Genomic DNA, 15,578 nt, shown 5'->3' on the forward strand with positions numbered 1-15,578 from the left:
CATTTATCGCCAGCGCCCATCATCCGTACTCTCACCTTTTTACCTTGTTCTGGGTCAATAAAATCGCAAACATCTTTGATGCAAATCACTACATATAGAACTTAAAATGCGTCCCGGCCCTACATGTTGTATTAATCGTCTATTATGTCACCATATCTTGTCGATGTCTGGCGGTGATGAGATGTGGATAAAACGGGCCGGATCTGAAGGCAAACAGCACGAGCCGTAGCGTACAGCGCCTTCGGGATAACCTCCGCCTCTGTGGATAACCTGTTCTATATATGGAGTGATCATGACACCGCATGTGATGAAACGTGATGGCTGTAAAGTGCCGTTCAAGTCAGAGCGCATTCAGGAAGCAATTCTGCGTGCAGCTAAAGCAGCGGGAGTCGATGACGCAGACTATTGCGCCACCGTCGCAGAAGTCGTTAGCCAACAAATGCAGGGCCGCGCTCAGGTCGACATCAACGAGATCCAGACCGCGGTGGAAAACCAGCTGATGTCCGGCCCCTATAAGCAGCTGGCGCGCGCCTACATTGAGTATCGCCATGACCGCGATAGCCAGCGTGAGAAGCGCGGCCGCCTCAATCAGGAGATCCGCGGCCTCGTCGAGCAGACCAACTCCGCGCTGCTCAACGAAAACGCCAACAAGGACAGTAAAGTCATCCCGACCCAGCGCGACCTGCTGGCCGGTATCGTCGCCAAGCACTACGCCCGGCAGCACCTGCTGCCTCACGATGTGGTGATGGCCCACGAACGCGGCATGATCCACTATCATGACCTCGATTACTCGCCCTTCTTCCCGATGTTTAACTGCATGCTGATCGACCTGAAAGGCATGCTGACCCAGGGCTTTAAGATGGGCAACGCGGAGATCGAGCCGCCGAAGTCTATCTCTACCGCCACCGCGGTGACCGCGCAGATCATCGCCCAGGTCGCCAGCCATATTTACGGCGGCACCACCATCAACCGAATCGATGAAGTGCTGGCGCCGTTCGTCAGCGAAAGCTTTAACAAGCATCGAAAAATCGCCGAAGAGTGGCAGATCCCGGATGCCGAAGGCTATGCCCGCGCCCGTACCGAAAAAGAGTGCTACGACGCCTTCCAGTCGCTGGAGTATGAGGTTAACACGCTGCATACCGCCAACGGCCAGACGCCGTTCGTCACCTTCGGGTTCGGTCTCGGCACCAGCTGGGAATCGCGGCTGATCCAGCAGTCGATTCTGCGCAACCGCATTGCCGGCCTCGGTAAAAACCGTAAGACCGCGGTGTTCCCGAAACTGGTGTTCGCGATCCGTGACGGCCTGAACCATAAGTTCGGCGACCCGAACTACGACATCAAACAGCTGGCGCTGGAGTGCGCCAGCAAGCGCATGTACCCGGATATCCTCAACTACGACCAGGTGGTGAAGGTTACCGGGTCGTTTAAAACGCCGATGGGCTGCCGCAGCTTCCTCGGGGTGTGGGAAAACGAGAACGGCGAGCAGGTGCACGATGGGCGCAATAACCTCGGCGTCATCAGCCTCAACCTGCCGCGCATCGCCCTGGAAGCGAAAGGCGACGAAGCCGCCTTCTGGGCGCTGCTGGACGAGCGCCTGCAGCTGGCGCGCAAAGCGCTGATGACCCGCATTGCCCGCCTGGAAGGGGTAAAAGCGCGCGTGGCGCCGATCCTCTATATGGAAGGGGCCTGCGGCGTACGGCTGAAAGCCGACGACGACGTCGCCGAGATCTTTAAAAACGGCCGGGCGTCGATTTCGCTGGGCTATATCGGTATCCATGAAACTATCAATGCGCTGTACGGCAACCAGCATATGTACGACAGCGAGGCGCTGCGCGAGAAGGGTGTGGCCATCGTCCAGCGCCTGCGCGACGCCGTCGATTTGTGGAAAGAAGAGACCGGCTACGGCTTTAGCCTGTACAGCACGCCGAGCGAAAACCTGTGCGACCGCTTCTGCCGTCTCGACACCGCCGAGTTTGGCGTGGTGGAGGGCGTGACCGACAAAGGTTACTACACCAACAGCTTCCACCTCGACGTGGAGAAGAAGGTCAACCCGTACGACAAGATCGATTTTGAAGCGCCGTATCCGCCGCTGGCTAACGGGGGCTTCATTTGCTACGGCGAATACCCAAACATCCAGCACAACCTGAAGGCGCTGGAAGACGTATGGGATTACAGCTATCAGCATGTGCCGTACTACGGCACTAACACGCCGATCGATGAGTGCTACGAGTGCGGTTTCACCGGCGAGTTCGAGTGCACCAGCAAGGGCTTTACCTGCCCGAAATGCGGTAACCACGACGCCTCCCGCGTTTCCGTTACCCGTCGGGTGTGCGGCTACCTCGGCAGTCCGGACGCGCGCCCGTTCAACGCCGGCAAGCAGGAAGAAGTGAAGCGCCGCGTGAAGCACCTGGGCAACGGGCAGATCGGTTAATTCCAGCTGGTTTAGCCCCTCCCCCTCTCCCCAACGGGGAGAGGGAACCGGCCCGTAGCCGTTAGGCCACTAAGGCGCCGTTCCCGGATCGCGGCGCAAAGCGCCTTATCCGGGCTACAACCGCGTATGCGGCTTTTCGTAGCCCGGGCGAACGCAGCGACGCCGGGAGCCGTTCCCTTTACAAATGCACAGCACCTCCGTTTTCGCAAAGCCATTAGCGTCAGAGCAAGGCGGCAAACGAGGGAATCCCAAACAGCCAGGTGGGTTTCCTCAAATCAGTTGGCGTTGTAGCAAGGCGGCAAACGAGTAAGTCCCGGGGAGCTTACTGGAGTAAGTGACCCGGGCGAGCGAGCGCAGCCAACGCCGCTACATCGGCAAATGAGAAGAGGAAACAATGAATTACCATCAGTACTACCCGGTAGATATTGTCAACGGCCCCGGCACCCGCTGCACCCTGTTTGTCTCCGGCTGCGTCCATGAGTGCCCCGGCTGCTACAACAAAAGCACCTGGCGGGTGAACTCCGGCATGCCGTTTACCGCCGAGATGGCCGACCGCATCATTGCCGATCTCAACGATACCCGCATCAAACGCCAGGGGATTTCACTCTCCGGCGGCGATCCGCTGCATCCGCAGAACGTCGCGGAGATCCTCAAACTGGTTCAGCGCGTGCGTGCCGAATGCCCCGGCAAAGATATCTGGGTCTGGACCGGCTATAAACTGGATGAGCTGAATGAGGCGCAGATGCAGGTGGTGAACCTGATCAACGTGCTGGTCGACGGTAAGTTTGTGCAGGATTTAAAAGACCCGGCGCTGATCTGGCGCGGCAGCAGCAACCAGGTGGTACATCATTTGCGATAGCGTTTAGAGCCGTTTATTCGCCTGATGATAAACGGCCGCTTTCTCTCTTTTGCCAATGGCAATAACGTAAACCACCACCACACTATCCCGTACTTAATACACCAACCGATAACCTGACGCCTTAAGCTTGATTTTGTAGCAATCCGGTAAATCACTCAGACTGGCCGATGCAATTCGCGGATTCTGCACAACCTGCTGGAGCTTATTTTTGAACTGTTTTTTGATCGTCTCGCCAAGCTTCTGCCATTCGCGCCAGGCACGCGGATCAAACGCCAGTTCATAGATCATCCAGACTCACCTTCACCTCCGGCTGCGGGTTTTCCAGCCGCTCGCGGACGGTGCGTAATAATGCCGCTTCGCTATCGCTGATAGTCATACTTTTCACTGGCATGCGGCCATTTTCCGCAATGTATTGAAACAGCAGGCGCACCGCCTCCGTTGGCGTCATATCGAGTTTCTCCAGCACGGCATAAGCCTCTTTTTTGAGTTTATCGTCCAGTCGAACGTTGAGCGTGGCCATTATGCCTCCAGAAAGGGATATTTCGTAATGCATTATAGCATTACATTTGAATTACACTCGAATCTGGAAAACGCCTCTCAAAACCGGCTGACGCACTCCATCGCCACCGTTTTAAACTCATCGAAGCTGCGGGTCGCGGCGAGGCGGCTCATGGCGCGCTCGCGCAGGAAAGTCACGAAAATATCGTAGATCGCCATCGCCTCTTCATACTCGCGCTTGCTGATAGCGAGCAGGAAGATGATATGGGCGGTTTCGTCACCCCAGACGATGCCCTGCGGGGCAATGACGGTATAGACCACCGTCTTTTTCGCCAGTAGCCCCAGGGAGTGCGGCAGCGCAATGCCATCGCCGAGCATGGTGCTGACAATCGCTTCACGCTCCACCACCGAAGCATGAAACTCGGCGTCAACAAAGCCTTCCTCCAGCAGCTGCTGGCACAGCTCGGCGAACAGCGTTTGCTGATCCATCGGCGTATCGACCACCCGGAAGTGGGCGGCATCGAAGTACTTATTCAGCATCCATGGACGGGTACGGTCCACCAGCACCAGCTTGCCGATCTGATCCAGTTGATAGTCAGTGGGGAACGGCGCGATGGTCACTACCGGCTTGTCTTTTTCGCTGATCCGCACCGTGGAGATAACAAAATCCGCCTCGATCGCGTCCCGCTGTTCGTACTCGCGCTGGGAAATAGTGGCGGCGATCTCCAGCTGCGGATATTTGCGCTGCAGGATCGCCTCAATCATCCGCACCATCGCATTGCTGGTATCGCACACCAGCAGCACCTGCGGCTGACGCTGGTAGCCGATGTTGTAGTGGCGCTCCAGCCCGACGCCGATATGCAGCACCAGAAAGCCGATTTCGTTTTCGCTGATGGTGTACGGAGTATATTTGCCCCAGCTGGAGACCGCGGCGAGGGTCATATCCCAGGCCATCGGGTAGTGCTGTTTGATGTTATCCAGCAGCGGATTGGGGATCATGATCTGGTAGCGCACGCGGGTGATCATGGTCTTTATGTGGGTCAGCAGATCGGCGTGCAGCTGGGCATCGTCCAGCAGGTTGTAGTTATACTGGCTGTTGATGTAGCGCAGGATGTAGTTGACCAGCGCTTCGTCATCGTCGGCGCTGATGGTTTCCGGGTCCACGTCCTGTACCTGACGGGCGGCGATATGCACGCACAGCCACTCTTCTTCCGCGGGCGATAAAGGTTTACCGGCCAGCCGCTGCAGTTCGCCCGCCAGATCGCGCGCGGCATCGCGGACGTTCTGCGCCACATCTTCAGCACTAAAATCCGCCAGCGGGTAGCCTTCGCTGACGCGACGCACCACCACCGCCCCGTACAGGCCGATAAAGCGCTCGCCGACGTCAGTGAGGCGAATATGGTGGCGCGTGAGCGTCTCCTGCAGCACCGGCTCCAGCAGCGCAGGCACCTCCTCTGCAAAGGCCTCGGCGCCGATCGGCGGCGCGATACCGCCCTGCTGGGTTAGCTCCCACAGCAGGTCGGTGAGGCAGGCGCGAACCGATACCTCGCTACCGAACAGCTTCATGCCGTGGCGCGGGCGGGTTTCAAGGGTTAGCTGATAGCGCTGGAAGCGCTCGCGCACCTCGACCATATCGTTTTGCAGCGTGGCGCGGCTGACGAACCACTCATCCGCCAGGTCTTCCAGCTTGATCGAGAATGCCGACGTCAGAAAACGCACCAGCAGGAAAGTGATGCGATCCTGGGCGGTACGCGGGACATGCTGCGCCTTCGGCGCCGTCTCCTCCAGCGCCTGAAAGCTCGCCGGGTTATTAATTTTCAGCTGATAACCGCTGCCGCGGTTAAGGATAAACTGCGCGCCATACTGCGCCAGTAGCGCATTCAGGGCGGTAATATCGGCGCGCACGGTACGGGTGGAAACCGACAGGCGTTGCGCCAGCTCATCCTGCGGCAGCGTTTCATTCCGCAGCAGGGTGAAGAGTTGCGCTAAGCGTTGGTTGGGAAATCGCATGTCAGTTCCTTGTGGTTACGGCTCAGGGTTGGGCGGAAATCACCATCTGCGATGGACTGCCGACCGGCGTGTAGTCTGAGACAAAGGTCAATTTGCCATCCTTCGGCGCCACGCTGAAGCGGGTAATATTATCGCTACGCTGGTTCATGACGTACAGCCACTGCCCCTGATTATCCAGGGTCAGCGTGCGGGGGTAATCTCCGCGCGTCCAGATATCCTCCTGGTGGCGCAGGCGGCCGTCGGCCTGCACCGTAAAGTGGGCGATGCTGTTATGCAGACGGTTGGCGACGTACAGCTGTTTGCCGTCGTTGCTCAGCGCCAGGCCGGCGGCAAAGCTGGTGCCCTTATACTCTTTCGGCAGCGCGGAGACAGTTTTGCCTTCGCGCAGCAGGCCGCTTTGCTGATCCAGATGATAGAAGGTCAGCGTCGACGCTTCCTCGTTAATCAGCCACAGACCGTCGCCCTTTGGCGTGAAGACGAAGTGGCGCGGGCCGGCTCCCGGCGACGAGGCAGCGATAAACGGCGGATCGTTCGGCGTCAGCTTGCCGCTGGCGCTATCCAGCCGATACTGATAGATCCGATCCAGTCCCAGATCGGTGGAGTAAACAAATTTCCCGCTGGGATCGGCGGCGATCATATGGGCGTGCGGGCCATTGTGATCGCTGATGGCGAAGCTGCCCTCGACGGCCGCCGCCGGGCGTTCGGCCCCTGCCGGGCCTTCATCCTGATGCCTGTCCACCGCCTCACCCAGGCTACCGTCTTCTTTCACCGGTAGCACGGCGATGCTGCCGCTGACGTAGTTGGCCACCAGCAGCTGTTTACCGTTCGGCGTCAGGGAGAGATAAACCGGACCGGCGCCGCCGGAGGCGACCTGATTGAGTGCGGTCAGCTCGCCGTTCTTCTCAATGCGCCACGCCTGCACCACGCCTTTCTCCACCTCGCTGGCGGCATACAGCGTCTTGCCATCGCGCGAGACGGTCAGCTGAGCGGCGTTCGGCAACGAACTCACCAGCGTCCTGTCACGTAGCGCGCCGGTTTGGCTGTCAACGGTAAAGCGGTACAGACCTTCGCCATTGGGATTATAGGTGCCTACCCAGGCATAGTGAGTTTGCGCGGCGGCGGCGGCGGCAAACAGGGACAGTGAAGCGACAAGCAGATGACGAGCGACAGGCATAGCAACTCCTTGATGGTTCAGTGGGATAAGCTGCCCCTCACCCTTTGAGGGTGAGGGGCAAGGGCACTACTTCACTAACTGTTTGGTCATCTCCAGCAGCTGGCGAACATCGGCCGGGCGGGTGTTGCCGCTGGCCTTATCGATAATCGAGCTGTAGATATGCGGGATGATTTTGCTCACCCCGGCATCGAGGGCGATCTTCAGGATCTCGCTGTAGTTTTCCAGATCGATACCGCCGGTCGGCTCCAGCCAGAAATCGTGCGCGGCGCAGGCTTTGGCCACCGCCTCGAACTCGTCGCGGTGCTTCAGGCCGCCCATCGGGAAGTATTTGATGGAGCTGCCGCCCATATCTTTTAACAGCGCGATGGCGGTTTCCAGCGGCACAATCCCATCCGCCGCGCCGCTGCTCAGCGGGCCGGTGGAGATCTTCACCATACCCGGGGTGCCGGTGGGCGAGACCAGGCCATTGACCACCGTTTCGTTCTGCCCGAGCAGCGCGCGGCTGGTGGCCACGCCGGTGAAGACCTGATTGACGTGCTGCGGCTGCACCTGGCGCGAAATCTCGCTCACCATCGCCGACTGATTCGGATCCCCTGCGCCCAGCCCGACGGAGAGGGCGTTATCAATCAGCTTCGCGTAGTCGCGCATATCGGCCACCGCGCTGGCGACGTCCGGGTAGTTTTTGGAGAGCACGCCGACCAGGACATGACCTTCCGCCGCGTCATAGATTTCCCGGGCGTTGTCTTTGCTACCCGCCAGGACGTTCAGGCACACGCGGTCACGGTAAAAGTTTGGGGTCAGTTTCATGCTTGTTTCTCCTTGTTCAGAACTTCCGCGATACGGCGGGCGACTACCGCCAGCTGCTGGGCGTCAACGCTGCGGACATCGGCTTCGATAATGCCTTCATTCGCTTTATAGCCGCGGAAGTAGATGGCGTATTCGCCCTGCTTCAGCGCGTTAACCAGATCGCCGGTCTTCACGCCGGTCACCGCTTCGTCGAATTTGATTTCGGCGCGGGCGATATCGCGGCCGGCGCTGTCCCAGACCACGCGGGCAGTGACGCCGTTGAGGGTATTGAGCTGTTCGATAAACGGCGTCATCTTCGCCACCATCTCTTCGCCGCTCTCTTTGCTTGCCGTCAGGTAGTGTTCAATGGCGCAGGTCAGGCCGAGGATCCCCTCTTTACCCACTTTCATCGCCCGGCCAATCCCCATCGACTGGCGTTTAACCCACTCGACGTACTGCGTTTTGCCGATCACCAGCCCGCTGGTCGGCCCTTCAATCGCTTTCGCGCCGCTGTAGATCACCAGGTCGGCGCCCATGCGGTAGTAGCCCTGCAGATCTTCCTCCGCCGCCGCGTCGACGATCAGCGGTAAATGATGCTGACGCGCCACTTCCGCGGCCTGCGCCACGTTGAGCATGCTTTTCTGCACGCAGTGGTGGGATTTGATGTAGAGGATCGCCGCGGTGCGCGGGGTGATCGCCGCCGCCAGCTGTTCGGCAGAGCATTCGTTGGCGTAGCCCGCTTCCACCAGCCTGCCGCCGCCCAGCGCCACCATGGTGCCGACCGGCGCGCCGAAGTTGACGTTGTGGCCCTTCGGCAGGACGATTTCGTTATGCTCTATCGGCGTGACGTGCAGGTTCTCCAGCAGCCAGTCGCTGTCTTTCACCAGCACCGCCGCCACCGACTGGGCAATCCCTGCCGAGGCGCAGGAGACCACGGTCGCCCCTTCCACGTCCAGCAGCCTGGCGATGTACTCGCCGGTTTTATTCACCAGATCTTTCATTTCAAAGTACTGGTTCATGCCGGCCATCGCGGCGTCCACCACTTCCGGACGCGGCGTGGAAACGCCCAGCGCCGTCATCCGGCCAGAAGTGTTAATAACTTGTTTTAAATGGTATTTTTCAAAAATCGAAGGCATGTTCCGCGCTCCCTTGTTCGGTCAGATAGCCTTTGCCCGCGCGGATCGCGGCCAGCGGCACCAAAATGTTGTCTGCCTGGAGGCTCTCTTTTTCGGCATCCACCAGCAGCGTTGGCTGGCGCTCCAGGCGAAATAGCGTGAGATCGGCGTCGAAACCCACTTCCAGCCGCCCTTTACGCGACAGGCGCAGCCCCTCGGCAGCGCTGACGGTCACGCAGGCAATCACCTGCGACAGGGTCATGCCGATGGCGAGAAATTTCGACATCACCAGCGCCAGCGAACGCACCGGGCCGTCGATGCGGTTACGGCAGTAAATATCCGAGCTGATGGTGTGCGGCAGAATGCCCAGCGCAATCGCCCGGCGCGCCACTTCAAAGCTGAAGCTGGCGGTACCGTGGCCGACGTCGAGGCGCACGCCGCGCTGCAGGGCGCGAGTAATCGAACTGCGCAGTTCGCCGGCAGGATTCAGAATGCGGTTCGGTTTGCCGTTATAGCAGTGGGTAATGATGTCGCCGCGGCTCAGCAGATCGGCGATTTCATCGAGGTTCGGCGGATTGTTGCCAATGTGCACCATCAGCGGCAGATCGCCGTTTTCCTGCTGAATCGCCTTGGCGCGCGCCAGCGGCGTAATGCCGTTTTCCCCCACTACGCTGCTGCTCATCCGCGCCTTCAGACCAACGATAAAATCGGGATGACGCTGCACCGCCTGCTTCACCGCCTCGGCGTCAATATTGGTCATATTGGCCAGTTCATTCTGGGCAATCAGCCCGACGCGGGAGATATTGAGCAGGGCATAGACTTCCGTCGCCGCTTTACGGGTCAGTTGATAGAACTCATCGACATCGTCGGCGCCGGTGCTGCCGGCATCAATCACGGTGGTGACGCCGGTGGCGATACCGACGCTGTCCGGCTCATCGTGATAAATTGGCGAATTCGGGTAGCAGTGAACGTGGGAGTCAATCCAACCGGCGCTGACGTAGCTGTTGCCCTGCAGATCGAGGGTTTTGCGGGAGGGCGCGCTAATCTCGCCCAGCGCCGCGATTTTCCCGTCCTGAATGGCGATATCAGTCAGGGTATCGTCGACGAGGCGCGCGCGGCGCAGGAGTAAATCAAACATAGCTATCTCCTGATGAAAGAGTGTATCTGTTGCCGGATGGCGGCGTACCGCCTTATCCGGCCTATCAATCGCGCTGACGTGTAGGCCCGATAAGCGCCGCGCCATCGGGCGATTAGCTAATCGCCACCGGGAAAATGGAGCCGAGGATCATCGCGCCGAGGATGGCGCCGCCGGTGATCGGTTTCTGCCAGATGTAGAACAGCAGGGCGCCAACCAGCGAGCCGATCCCGATAGGAATCGAGGCGGTCATTGCGCTGAGGATGATCAAGGGGCCGAGGAAGCGGCCGGAGGCATTACCGGCCCCCATCATCACGTCGGCGCCGTACGTGGAGTCGCTCTGGTTGATGGTGAACTTACGCGCCAGAATGATGATGTAGCCCACCGCCAGGCCGAGGATCAGGCCGGTTGCCAGCGAGGCGGCGAAGTTCGCCACCGGGAAGACAAAGCCCGCGCCGAGCAGCAGCGCCGGGACGCCAAGACCGATCCCGGTCTGAATAGCGCCGCCGATATCGAGGATCCCCACCAGCGACCCTTCGATGATGCGGGCGAACAGGAAGCTGGCGCCAAACGCGGCCACCGCGCCGTAAACGCCGGTATCAATCCCCGACTTCAGCATCGCCACGAAGGCGACTTCGTTAAAGGCGCCGATGCCGTACAGGTAGTACATGTGGGTCCCGGCGAAGACGCCGGAGGAGAGCAGGCCAACGAAGATCGGGAACGACCAGTCGGCATACCAAAAACCTTTATTCTGTTCCATTATCAGGCTCCCGTTACTTGCCGCTGAGTGAGTTGTGGATCATGTCCAGCCAGTTCGGCACGGTCAGATGGAAGGATTCGATCATCTTCATGTCGAAGCCGCGGAAGAAGCCGCTGAGGACGAACAGGGCGACAATGGCCACCATCATCACTTTGGTGACCCGGTTCCAGCCGCTCTCTTCAACGCCTTTGCCGATCAGGATGCCCAGCACCAGCCCCGGTACGGCGTTGCCCATAATCAGCTGCGCCGCGCCGCCGAAGATGGTCGCCCAGAAGCCTGATTTTTTACCGGCGTCGATCGCCGCCAGCCAGAAGATCACCGGCATCACGGTGTTCACCAGCAGGTTTGCCGCCGGGACCAGTACCTTAACCGCGGTCACCTGCAGCGCTTCCGGTACGGACGAGGCGGTGAGGTTAAGGAAGGCGACGACGATCATGCCGATGATGCCGCAGGAGATGGCCATTTTTTTCGGATCGTGCAGCGTTTCGCCGACGTTACGATTTTTCAGCATCAGCGCCGCCGCGCCCCAGTTGGGGATAATGCGGTGGTCAACATCCTGGGTGAAGGAGCCTGCTGCAACGGAAGAGGCCCAGGCGTTAAAGAAGAAACCGAGGCCAAAGGAGAAGTGGGAAGCCGGATCGCCCTCACAGGAGTTCAGCTCGCCCAGGGTTCGAAACGCCCCCATCCCCTGGGTGGTAGGGGCATGAAACATGCGTGCCGCTCCGGCGCCCACGCCGACGCCGACCAGGCCGCCGATGATAAGCGATTTTATTAATATTATCAGGAACATAGTCAGACCCTTTGCTAACAATCAGGTTTGCGTGACGAAATCCACTTTATCGAGATCGATGGCGGTCACGTTGACGGTGACGTCCAGCTCCACGCTGTAGGTCCGTCGTTCACGGCGCAAAAAGAAAAACAGGAAGGCCTCTTTTCGTACCGCTTCGCGCGCATGAACAACCGTCACGTCCTGTGGCTCAATACGCAGCAGAATGTGCGATGACGTTTTCATCACCGCAGCCTGCACATGGTTCAGGGCATCGGCGAAGGCCCGTGATTTGCTTTCGCCTTTGCCGGCAACCCTCACCGTGGTGGTGAATTGCTCTTTCATACTTATGCGCCGTATTTCTTTTTCCAGGCCTCTACCAGCCGCTCGCCCAGCTCTTCTTTATCCATAAAGCCGAAGCCCAGCACGTTGCAGCCTTCGTTGATGGCGGTGACGCCCTCTTCCACGGAACGCATGCCGTATTTCGCTTTGTAGCCGTGTTTGGTCTGGGCGGTGATGGCGCCGGCGCCGCCGCTGCCGCAGAAGGAGATGCCGAAGGTGGCGTTTTCCGCTTTCATCATGTCGCCAAGCTTCATGTCGGCAGCAACGCCAGGGACGACCACTGCACGTGCGCCGGCTTTCTCTGCGCCTGCGGCGACTTTTTGGCCTTTACCCAGACGGTCGCCAATAACTACGGTGATTTGTTCCATGTTTTGCTCCTTACAGGTTTTCTTTTGCGACTTCGAAATGGACGGAGAGCAGCCAGGCCTCTTCATCAGGCAGGTTGCCGAACTGCGCGACCACTTCGCGGGCCAACGTCATTGAATCTGGTGAAATCTCTTCGAACAGGCTGGCATCCACTTCCGGCAGCGGTTCCCCGCTGATTGACCGGTGGGCCATCGCCCGCACGTGGGAGGTCAGCATTTGCTCCTGAACGTCGTTAGGGACGATGCCGTGACGGCTTAACAGGGCAAAAACCTGCTGCAGCATCTTGTCAGCCAGGCGTTCGGTCTGCGCTGCCTGCTCCCCTACGTCGTGTATTACCGCTCCGTTATTCACTTCTGATACCCCGCTGATGTCTCTGGGAATCAAAGTAGCGCCGGGGGATGGGAGTTTGTAGCGAGTTGTTTTCCACTTCGAAGTGGAAAGGGAGACGGCAGGCGTGATCGACCCCACACATTCACTGGAAAAATGAAAAAACAGCAATTATGGCGTGAGACGTATCACAACAATGCGCGTGAATGTGCAGCCCGCGGCTGCGGAAAGGCCGGAAAAAGAGATCGAAAAGTGTGATATCGGTAGGCTTTGAGGTGGGAGACATCGGCTGATGCCTCCCGAAAACGGCAGTTAGCGGTACTTCTTATGGTAGGTGTTGCGGGTGGTTTTAAACTCCTCCGCGGCGGCCTGCGCCTCTTTCACCTTGCCTTCATTCGCCAGCTTCAGCGCGCCGTCGATCTGGCCGATCAGAATATCCAGACCGTGACGGTAATCTTTCATCTCAGCGCTGTCGGCCGCTTTGCCTTCCAGCTTCGGCGGCGTCTCTTTCTGGGCATCAACCGCGGCGGTACGCATCTTATTCAGCGCCGCTTTCAGTTCGCCGGCGTCGGAGGTTTTCTGTACCACTTGCAGATTTTCTGCCAGAGTGTCCATGTCTTCGCCCAGGTCGGCGAAGGCCGAGGCTGAACCGAGCGCAAAAGCAGAGACAGCCAGCATCGCTAACAGTTTTTTACGCATTGCTCACTTCCTTTTTATTATTTAAGCAAACAGGTGTTATTGCCCGGCGATTTTCATCTCCGGCAGCAGCACAGAACCGCACTGAATGTTGCTGCGCGTTTCAATATCATCGCCGATGGTCACGATATTACGCCACATTTCTTTCAGATTTCCTGCAATGGTGATCTCACTGACAGGATATTGAATTTCGCCATTTTCTACCCAGAAGCCGGATGCGCCGCGTGAGTAGTCGCCAGTGACGCCACTGACACCCTGCCCCATCAGTTCGGTAACCACAAGACCGGTGCCCATCTCTTTAAGCATCTTTGCAAAACTCAGGCCGCGGCCGTTGATGCGCCAGTTATGGATGCCGCCGGCGTGGCCGGTGCTTTTCATCCCCAGCTTGCGGGCAGAGTAGTTGGTCAGCAGCCACTGGGTCAGCACGCCGTCTTTGACGATATCGCGACGCTCGGTGCGCACGCCTTCGCTGTCGAACGGCGTGGAGGCCAGTCCTTTACGCAGGTGCGGATGCTCTTCAATGGTCAGCCACTCCGGCAAAATTTGTTTGCCCAGCGAATCGAGCAGGAAGGTGGATTTGCGGTATACCGAACCACCGGCAATCGCTCCGACCAGGTGGCCAAACAGCCCGGTCGCCACTTCATTGGCGAAAATCACCGGCGCCTTCATGGTCGACAGCTTACGCGGCGCGAGGCGCGACAGGGTGCGGCGGGCGCACTCTTCCCCGACCCATTCCGGGGACTGCAGATCCTCGATCGCCCGGCCAATGGTATAGGCGTAGTCGCGTTCCATGTCGCCGTCATCTTCCGCGATCACGCAGCTGGAAAGGGAGTGGCGAGTCGAACAGTAGCTCTGCAGCATGCCATGGCTGTTGCCGAACACTTTGATGCCGTAGTGGCTGTTAAAGCTGCCGCCTTCGGTGTTGGTGATGCGTTTATCGGCCTTCAGCGCCGCTTGCTCTGCGCGGGCGGCCAGTTCGATGGCCTCATCCGGGGAGACCTCCGCCGGGTGGAACAGGTCCAGATCCGGGGCGTCAAAGGCCAGCAGCTCTTTATCCGCCACGCCGGCGAAGGGATCCGGGGAGGTGTAGCGGGCGATATCCAGCGCCGCCTGCACGGTGCGGGCGATGGCGTCCGGGCTGAGATCGGTGGAAGAGGCGCTGCCCTTGCGGTTCTGGTGGTAAACCGTGATGCCTAACGCCCCATCGCTATTGAATTCTACATTCTCCACTTCGCCATAGCGGGTGCTGACGCCGATGCCCGTCGTCTTGCTGACGGAGACTTCCGCACCATCGGATTTACCTGCCGCCAGTTCCAGCGCCGTGGTCACGGCCTCTTCCAGCGTCTTACGTTGCTGGGCAACTTGAGAGATCACTTTCATTGCTAATGCCATAATGTAAGAAGGAGTTAACTGAAGTCTAACAGAGAACCGTTTTTCAGTGCGCGCCTTAACTGGTAACATTAGCCTCTTTTTTTAAGGAGCCTGAGATGACAAAGCAGCCCGAAGACTGGCTCGACGACGTTCCCGGTGATGATATCGAGGATGAAGACGATGAAATTATCTGGGTCAGTAAGAGTGAAATTAAGCGCGACGCGGAAGAACTGAAGCGTCTTGGCGCGGAACTCGTTGACCTGGGGAAAAACGCGCTGGATAAAATTCCGCTGGATACTGACCTGCGCGACGCCATCGAACTCGCCCAGCGAATCAAAAAAGAGGGTCGCCGCCGCCAGCTGCAGCTTATCGGTAAGATGCTGCGCAATCGCGATGTCGATCCGATTCGTCAGGCGCTGGATAAGCTGAAAAACCGCCACAACCAGCAGGTTGCGCTGTTCCACAAGCTGGAGCAGATCCGTGACCGACTGATTGACGACGGGGATGACGCCGTAGCTGAAGTGCTGAACCTGTGGCCAGATGCTGACCGTCAGCAGCTGCGTTCCCTGATCCGCAATGCGAAGAAAGAGAAAGAAGGCAACAAACCGCCGAAATCCGCGCGCCTGATCTTCCAGTATCTGCGTGAACTGGCGGAAAACGAAGGCTAATTCCCGCCGCTTTTGCCGCACAAGTCACCCGGATGGCGGCGCGCTGCGCCTTATCCGGGCTACTCCGCTTTGTCTGGTGGGTGGCTAACGCCTTATCCGGCCTACGGAAGGCTGCTGAACCAGAGTTATCAAACAGTTATTCGACTCCGCAGGCCCGCGCAAGCGCCGCGCCGCCGGGCAGGCTGTATCCTACGCTATTCCCGTTGTTGTGCCGGATGGCGGCTACGCCTTATCCGGCCTACGGAAGGCTGCTGAACCTGAGTTATCAAACAGT

16 protein-coding genes and 1 pseudogene are annotated in these 15,578 nt (G+C 58.8%); 3 read left to right on the forward strand and 14 right to left on the reverse strand.

Annotated elements, in window-relative coordinates:
* The first annotated feature begins 292 nt into the window (after nucleotides 1-292).
* Nucleotides 293-2,431, forward strand: a complete 2,139-nt coding sequence (nrdD, locus tag ABLX76_RS14760; RefSeq protein WP_065882699.1) for an anaerobic ribonucleoside-triphosphate reductase — start codon at nucleotides 293-295, stop codon at nucleotides 2,429-2,431.
* Nucleotides 2,432-2,825: 394 nt separating this feature from the next.
* On the forward strand, nucleotides 2,826-3,290 hold the full coding sequence (gene nrdG, locus ABLX76_RS14765) for an anaerobic ribonucleoside-triphosphate reductase-activating protein (RefSeq protein ID WP_012969085.1): 465 nt from the start codon (nucleotides 2,826-2,828) through the stop codon (nucleotides 3,288-3,290).
* A gap of 3 nt (nucleotides 3,291-3,293) precedes the next feature.
* Here nrdG and ABLX76_RS14770 read toward each other — a convergent pair.
* The 14 genes and pseudogenes from ABLX76_RS14770 to pmbA form a co-directional block, all read right to left on the reverse strand.
* A pseudogene (locus ABLX76_RS14770) lies at nucleotides 3,294-3,578 on the reverse strand (type II toxin-antitoxin system RelE/ParE family toxin).
* Nucleotides 3,568-3,810 carry a type II toxin-antitoxin system RelB/DinJ family antitoxin gene (locus ABLX76_RS14775; protein WP_023291757.1) on the reverse strand — a complete coding sequence of 81 codons (243 nt, stop codon included), beginning with the start codon at nucleotides 3,808-3,810 and terminating at the stop codon, nucleotides 3,568-3,570. Before ABLX76_RS14775 ends, ABLX76_RS14770 begins: the two are co-directional and overlap by 11 nt.
* Nucleotides 3,811-3,887: 77 nt before the next feature.
* Nucleotides 3,888-5,798 carry a PRD domain-containing protein gene (locus tag ABLX76_RS14780; RefSeq protein WP_348874753.1) on the reverse strand — a complete coding sequence of 637 codons (1,911 nt, stop codon included), beginning with the start codon at nucleotides 5,796-5,798 and terminating at the stop codon, nucleotides 3,888-3,890.
* A gap of 22 nt (nucleotides 5,799-5,820) precedes the next feature.
* The gene (locus ABLX76_RS14785; protein ID WP_023291755.1) at nucleotides 5,821-6,972 is read right to left on the reverse strand and encodes a lactonase family protein; all 1,152 of its coding nucleotides are present in this window, start codon (nucleotides 6,970-6,972) and stop codon (nucleotides 5,821-5,823) included.
* Nucleotides 6,973-7,038: 66 nt separating this feature from the next.
* A complete protein-coding gene (locus ABLX76_RS14790; protein ID WP_004206507.1) occupies nucleotides 7,039-7,779 on the reverse strand; it encodes a KDGP aldolase family protein in 741 nt (246 codons plus the stop codon).
* Nucleotides 7,776-8,894: a DgaE family pyridoxal phosphate-dependent ammonia lyase gene (locus ABLX76_RS14795; RefSeq protein WP_032454655.1), complete on the reverse strand. Its 1,119-nt coding sequence runs from the start codon at nucleotides 8,892-8,894 to the stop codon at nucleotides 7,776-7,778. The genes ABLX76_RS14790 and ABLX76_RS14795 overlap by 4 nt, the downstream gene beginning before the upstream one ends.
* Entirely contained in the window at nucleotides 8,878-10,011 is a 1,134-nt protein-coding gene (locus ABLX76_RS14800) for an amidohydrolase/deacetylase family metallohydrolase (RefSeq protein ID WP_065882701.1), read from the reverse strand. Before ABLX76_RS14800 ends, ABLX76_RS14795 begins: the two co-directional genes overlap by 17 nt.
* Before the next feature lie 112 nt (nucleotides 10,012-10,123).
* On the reverse strand, nucleotides 10,124-10,768 hold the full coding sequence (locus ABLX76_RS14805; protein ID WP_004206504.1) for a DUF4310 family protein: 645 nt from the start codon (nucleotides 10,766-10,768) through the stop codon (nucleotides 10,124-10,126).
* Between the two features lie 13 nt (nucleotides 10,769-10,781).
* On the reverse strand, nucleotides 10,782-11,558 hold the full coding sequence (locus tag ABLX76_RS14810; protein WP_002886897.1) for a DUF4311 domain-containing protein: 777 nt from the start codon (nucleotides 11,556-11,558) through the stop codon (nucleotides 10,782-10,784).
* Nucleotides 11,559-11,579: 21 nt separating this feature from the next.
* Nucleotides 11,580-11,879 carry a DUF4312 family protein gene (locus ABLX76_RS14815; RefSeq protein WP_004206503.1) on the reverse strand — a complete coding sequence of 100 codons (300 nt, stop codon included), beginning with the start codon at nucleotides 11,877-11,879 and terminating at the stop codon, nucleotides 11,580-11,582.
* 2 nt (nucleotides 11,880-11,881) lie between these two features.
* Complete coding sequence (locus ABLX76_RS14820) at nucleotides 11,882-12,244, reverse strand: SFCGS family glycine-rich protein (protein WP_032454653.1); 363 nt, start codon at nucleotides 12,242-12,244, stop codon at nucleotides 11,882-11,884.
* A 10-nt stretch (nucleotides 12,245-12,254) separates the two neighbouring features.
* Complete coding sequence (locus ABLX76_RS14825) at nucleotides 12,255-12,593, reverse strand: PRD domain-containing protein (protein WP_004206500.1); 339 nt, start codon at nucleotides 12,591-12,593, stop codon at nucleotides 12,255-12,257.
* A 288-nt stretch (nucleotides 12,594-12,881) separates the two neighbouring features.
* On the reverse strand, nucleotides 12,882-13,268 hold the full coding sequence (gene cybC / locus ABLX76_RS14830) for a cytochrome b562 (RefSeq protein ID WP_002886893.1): 387 nt from the start codon (nucleotides 13,266-13,268) through the stop codon (nucleotides 12,882-12,884).
* Between the two features lie 36 nt (nucleotides 13,269-13,304).
* Nucleotides 13,305-14,657: a metalloprotease PmbA gene (gene pmbA / locus ABLX76_RS14835; protein ID WP_032429082.1), complete on the reverse strand. Its 1,353-nt coding sequence runs from the start codon at nucleotides 14,655-14,657 to the stop codon at nucleotides 13,305-13,307.
* 95 nt (nucleotides 14,658-14,752) lie between these two features.
* Here pmbA and yjgA point away from each other — a divergent pair, with 95 nt between their 5' ends.
* Nucleotides 14,753-15,304 carry a ribosome biogenesis factor YjgA gene (gene yjgA, locus ABLX76_RS14840; RefSeq protein WP_004206498.1) on the forward strand — a complete coding sequence of 184 codons (552 nt, stop codon included), beginning with the start codon at nucleotides 14,753-14,755 and terminating at the stop codon, nucleotides 15,302-15,304.
* The last annotated feature ends 274 nt before the right edge of the window (nucleotides 15,305-15,578 follow it).

Origin of the sequence: Klebsiella sp. JB_Kp004, from assembly GCF_040065795.1 — a bacterium.
Lineage (GTDB): Bacteria > Pseudomonadota > Gammaproteobacteria > Enterobacterales > Enterobacteriaceae > Klebsiella > Klebsiella quasipneumoniae.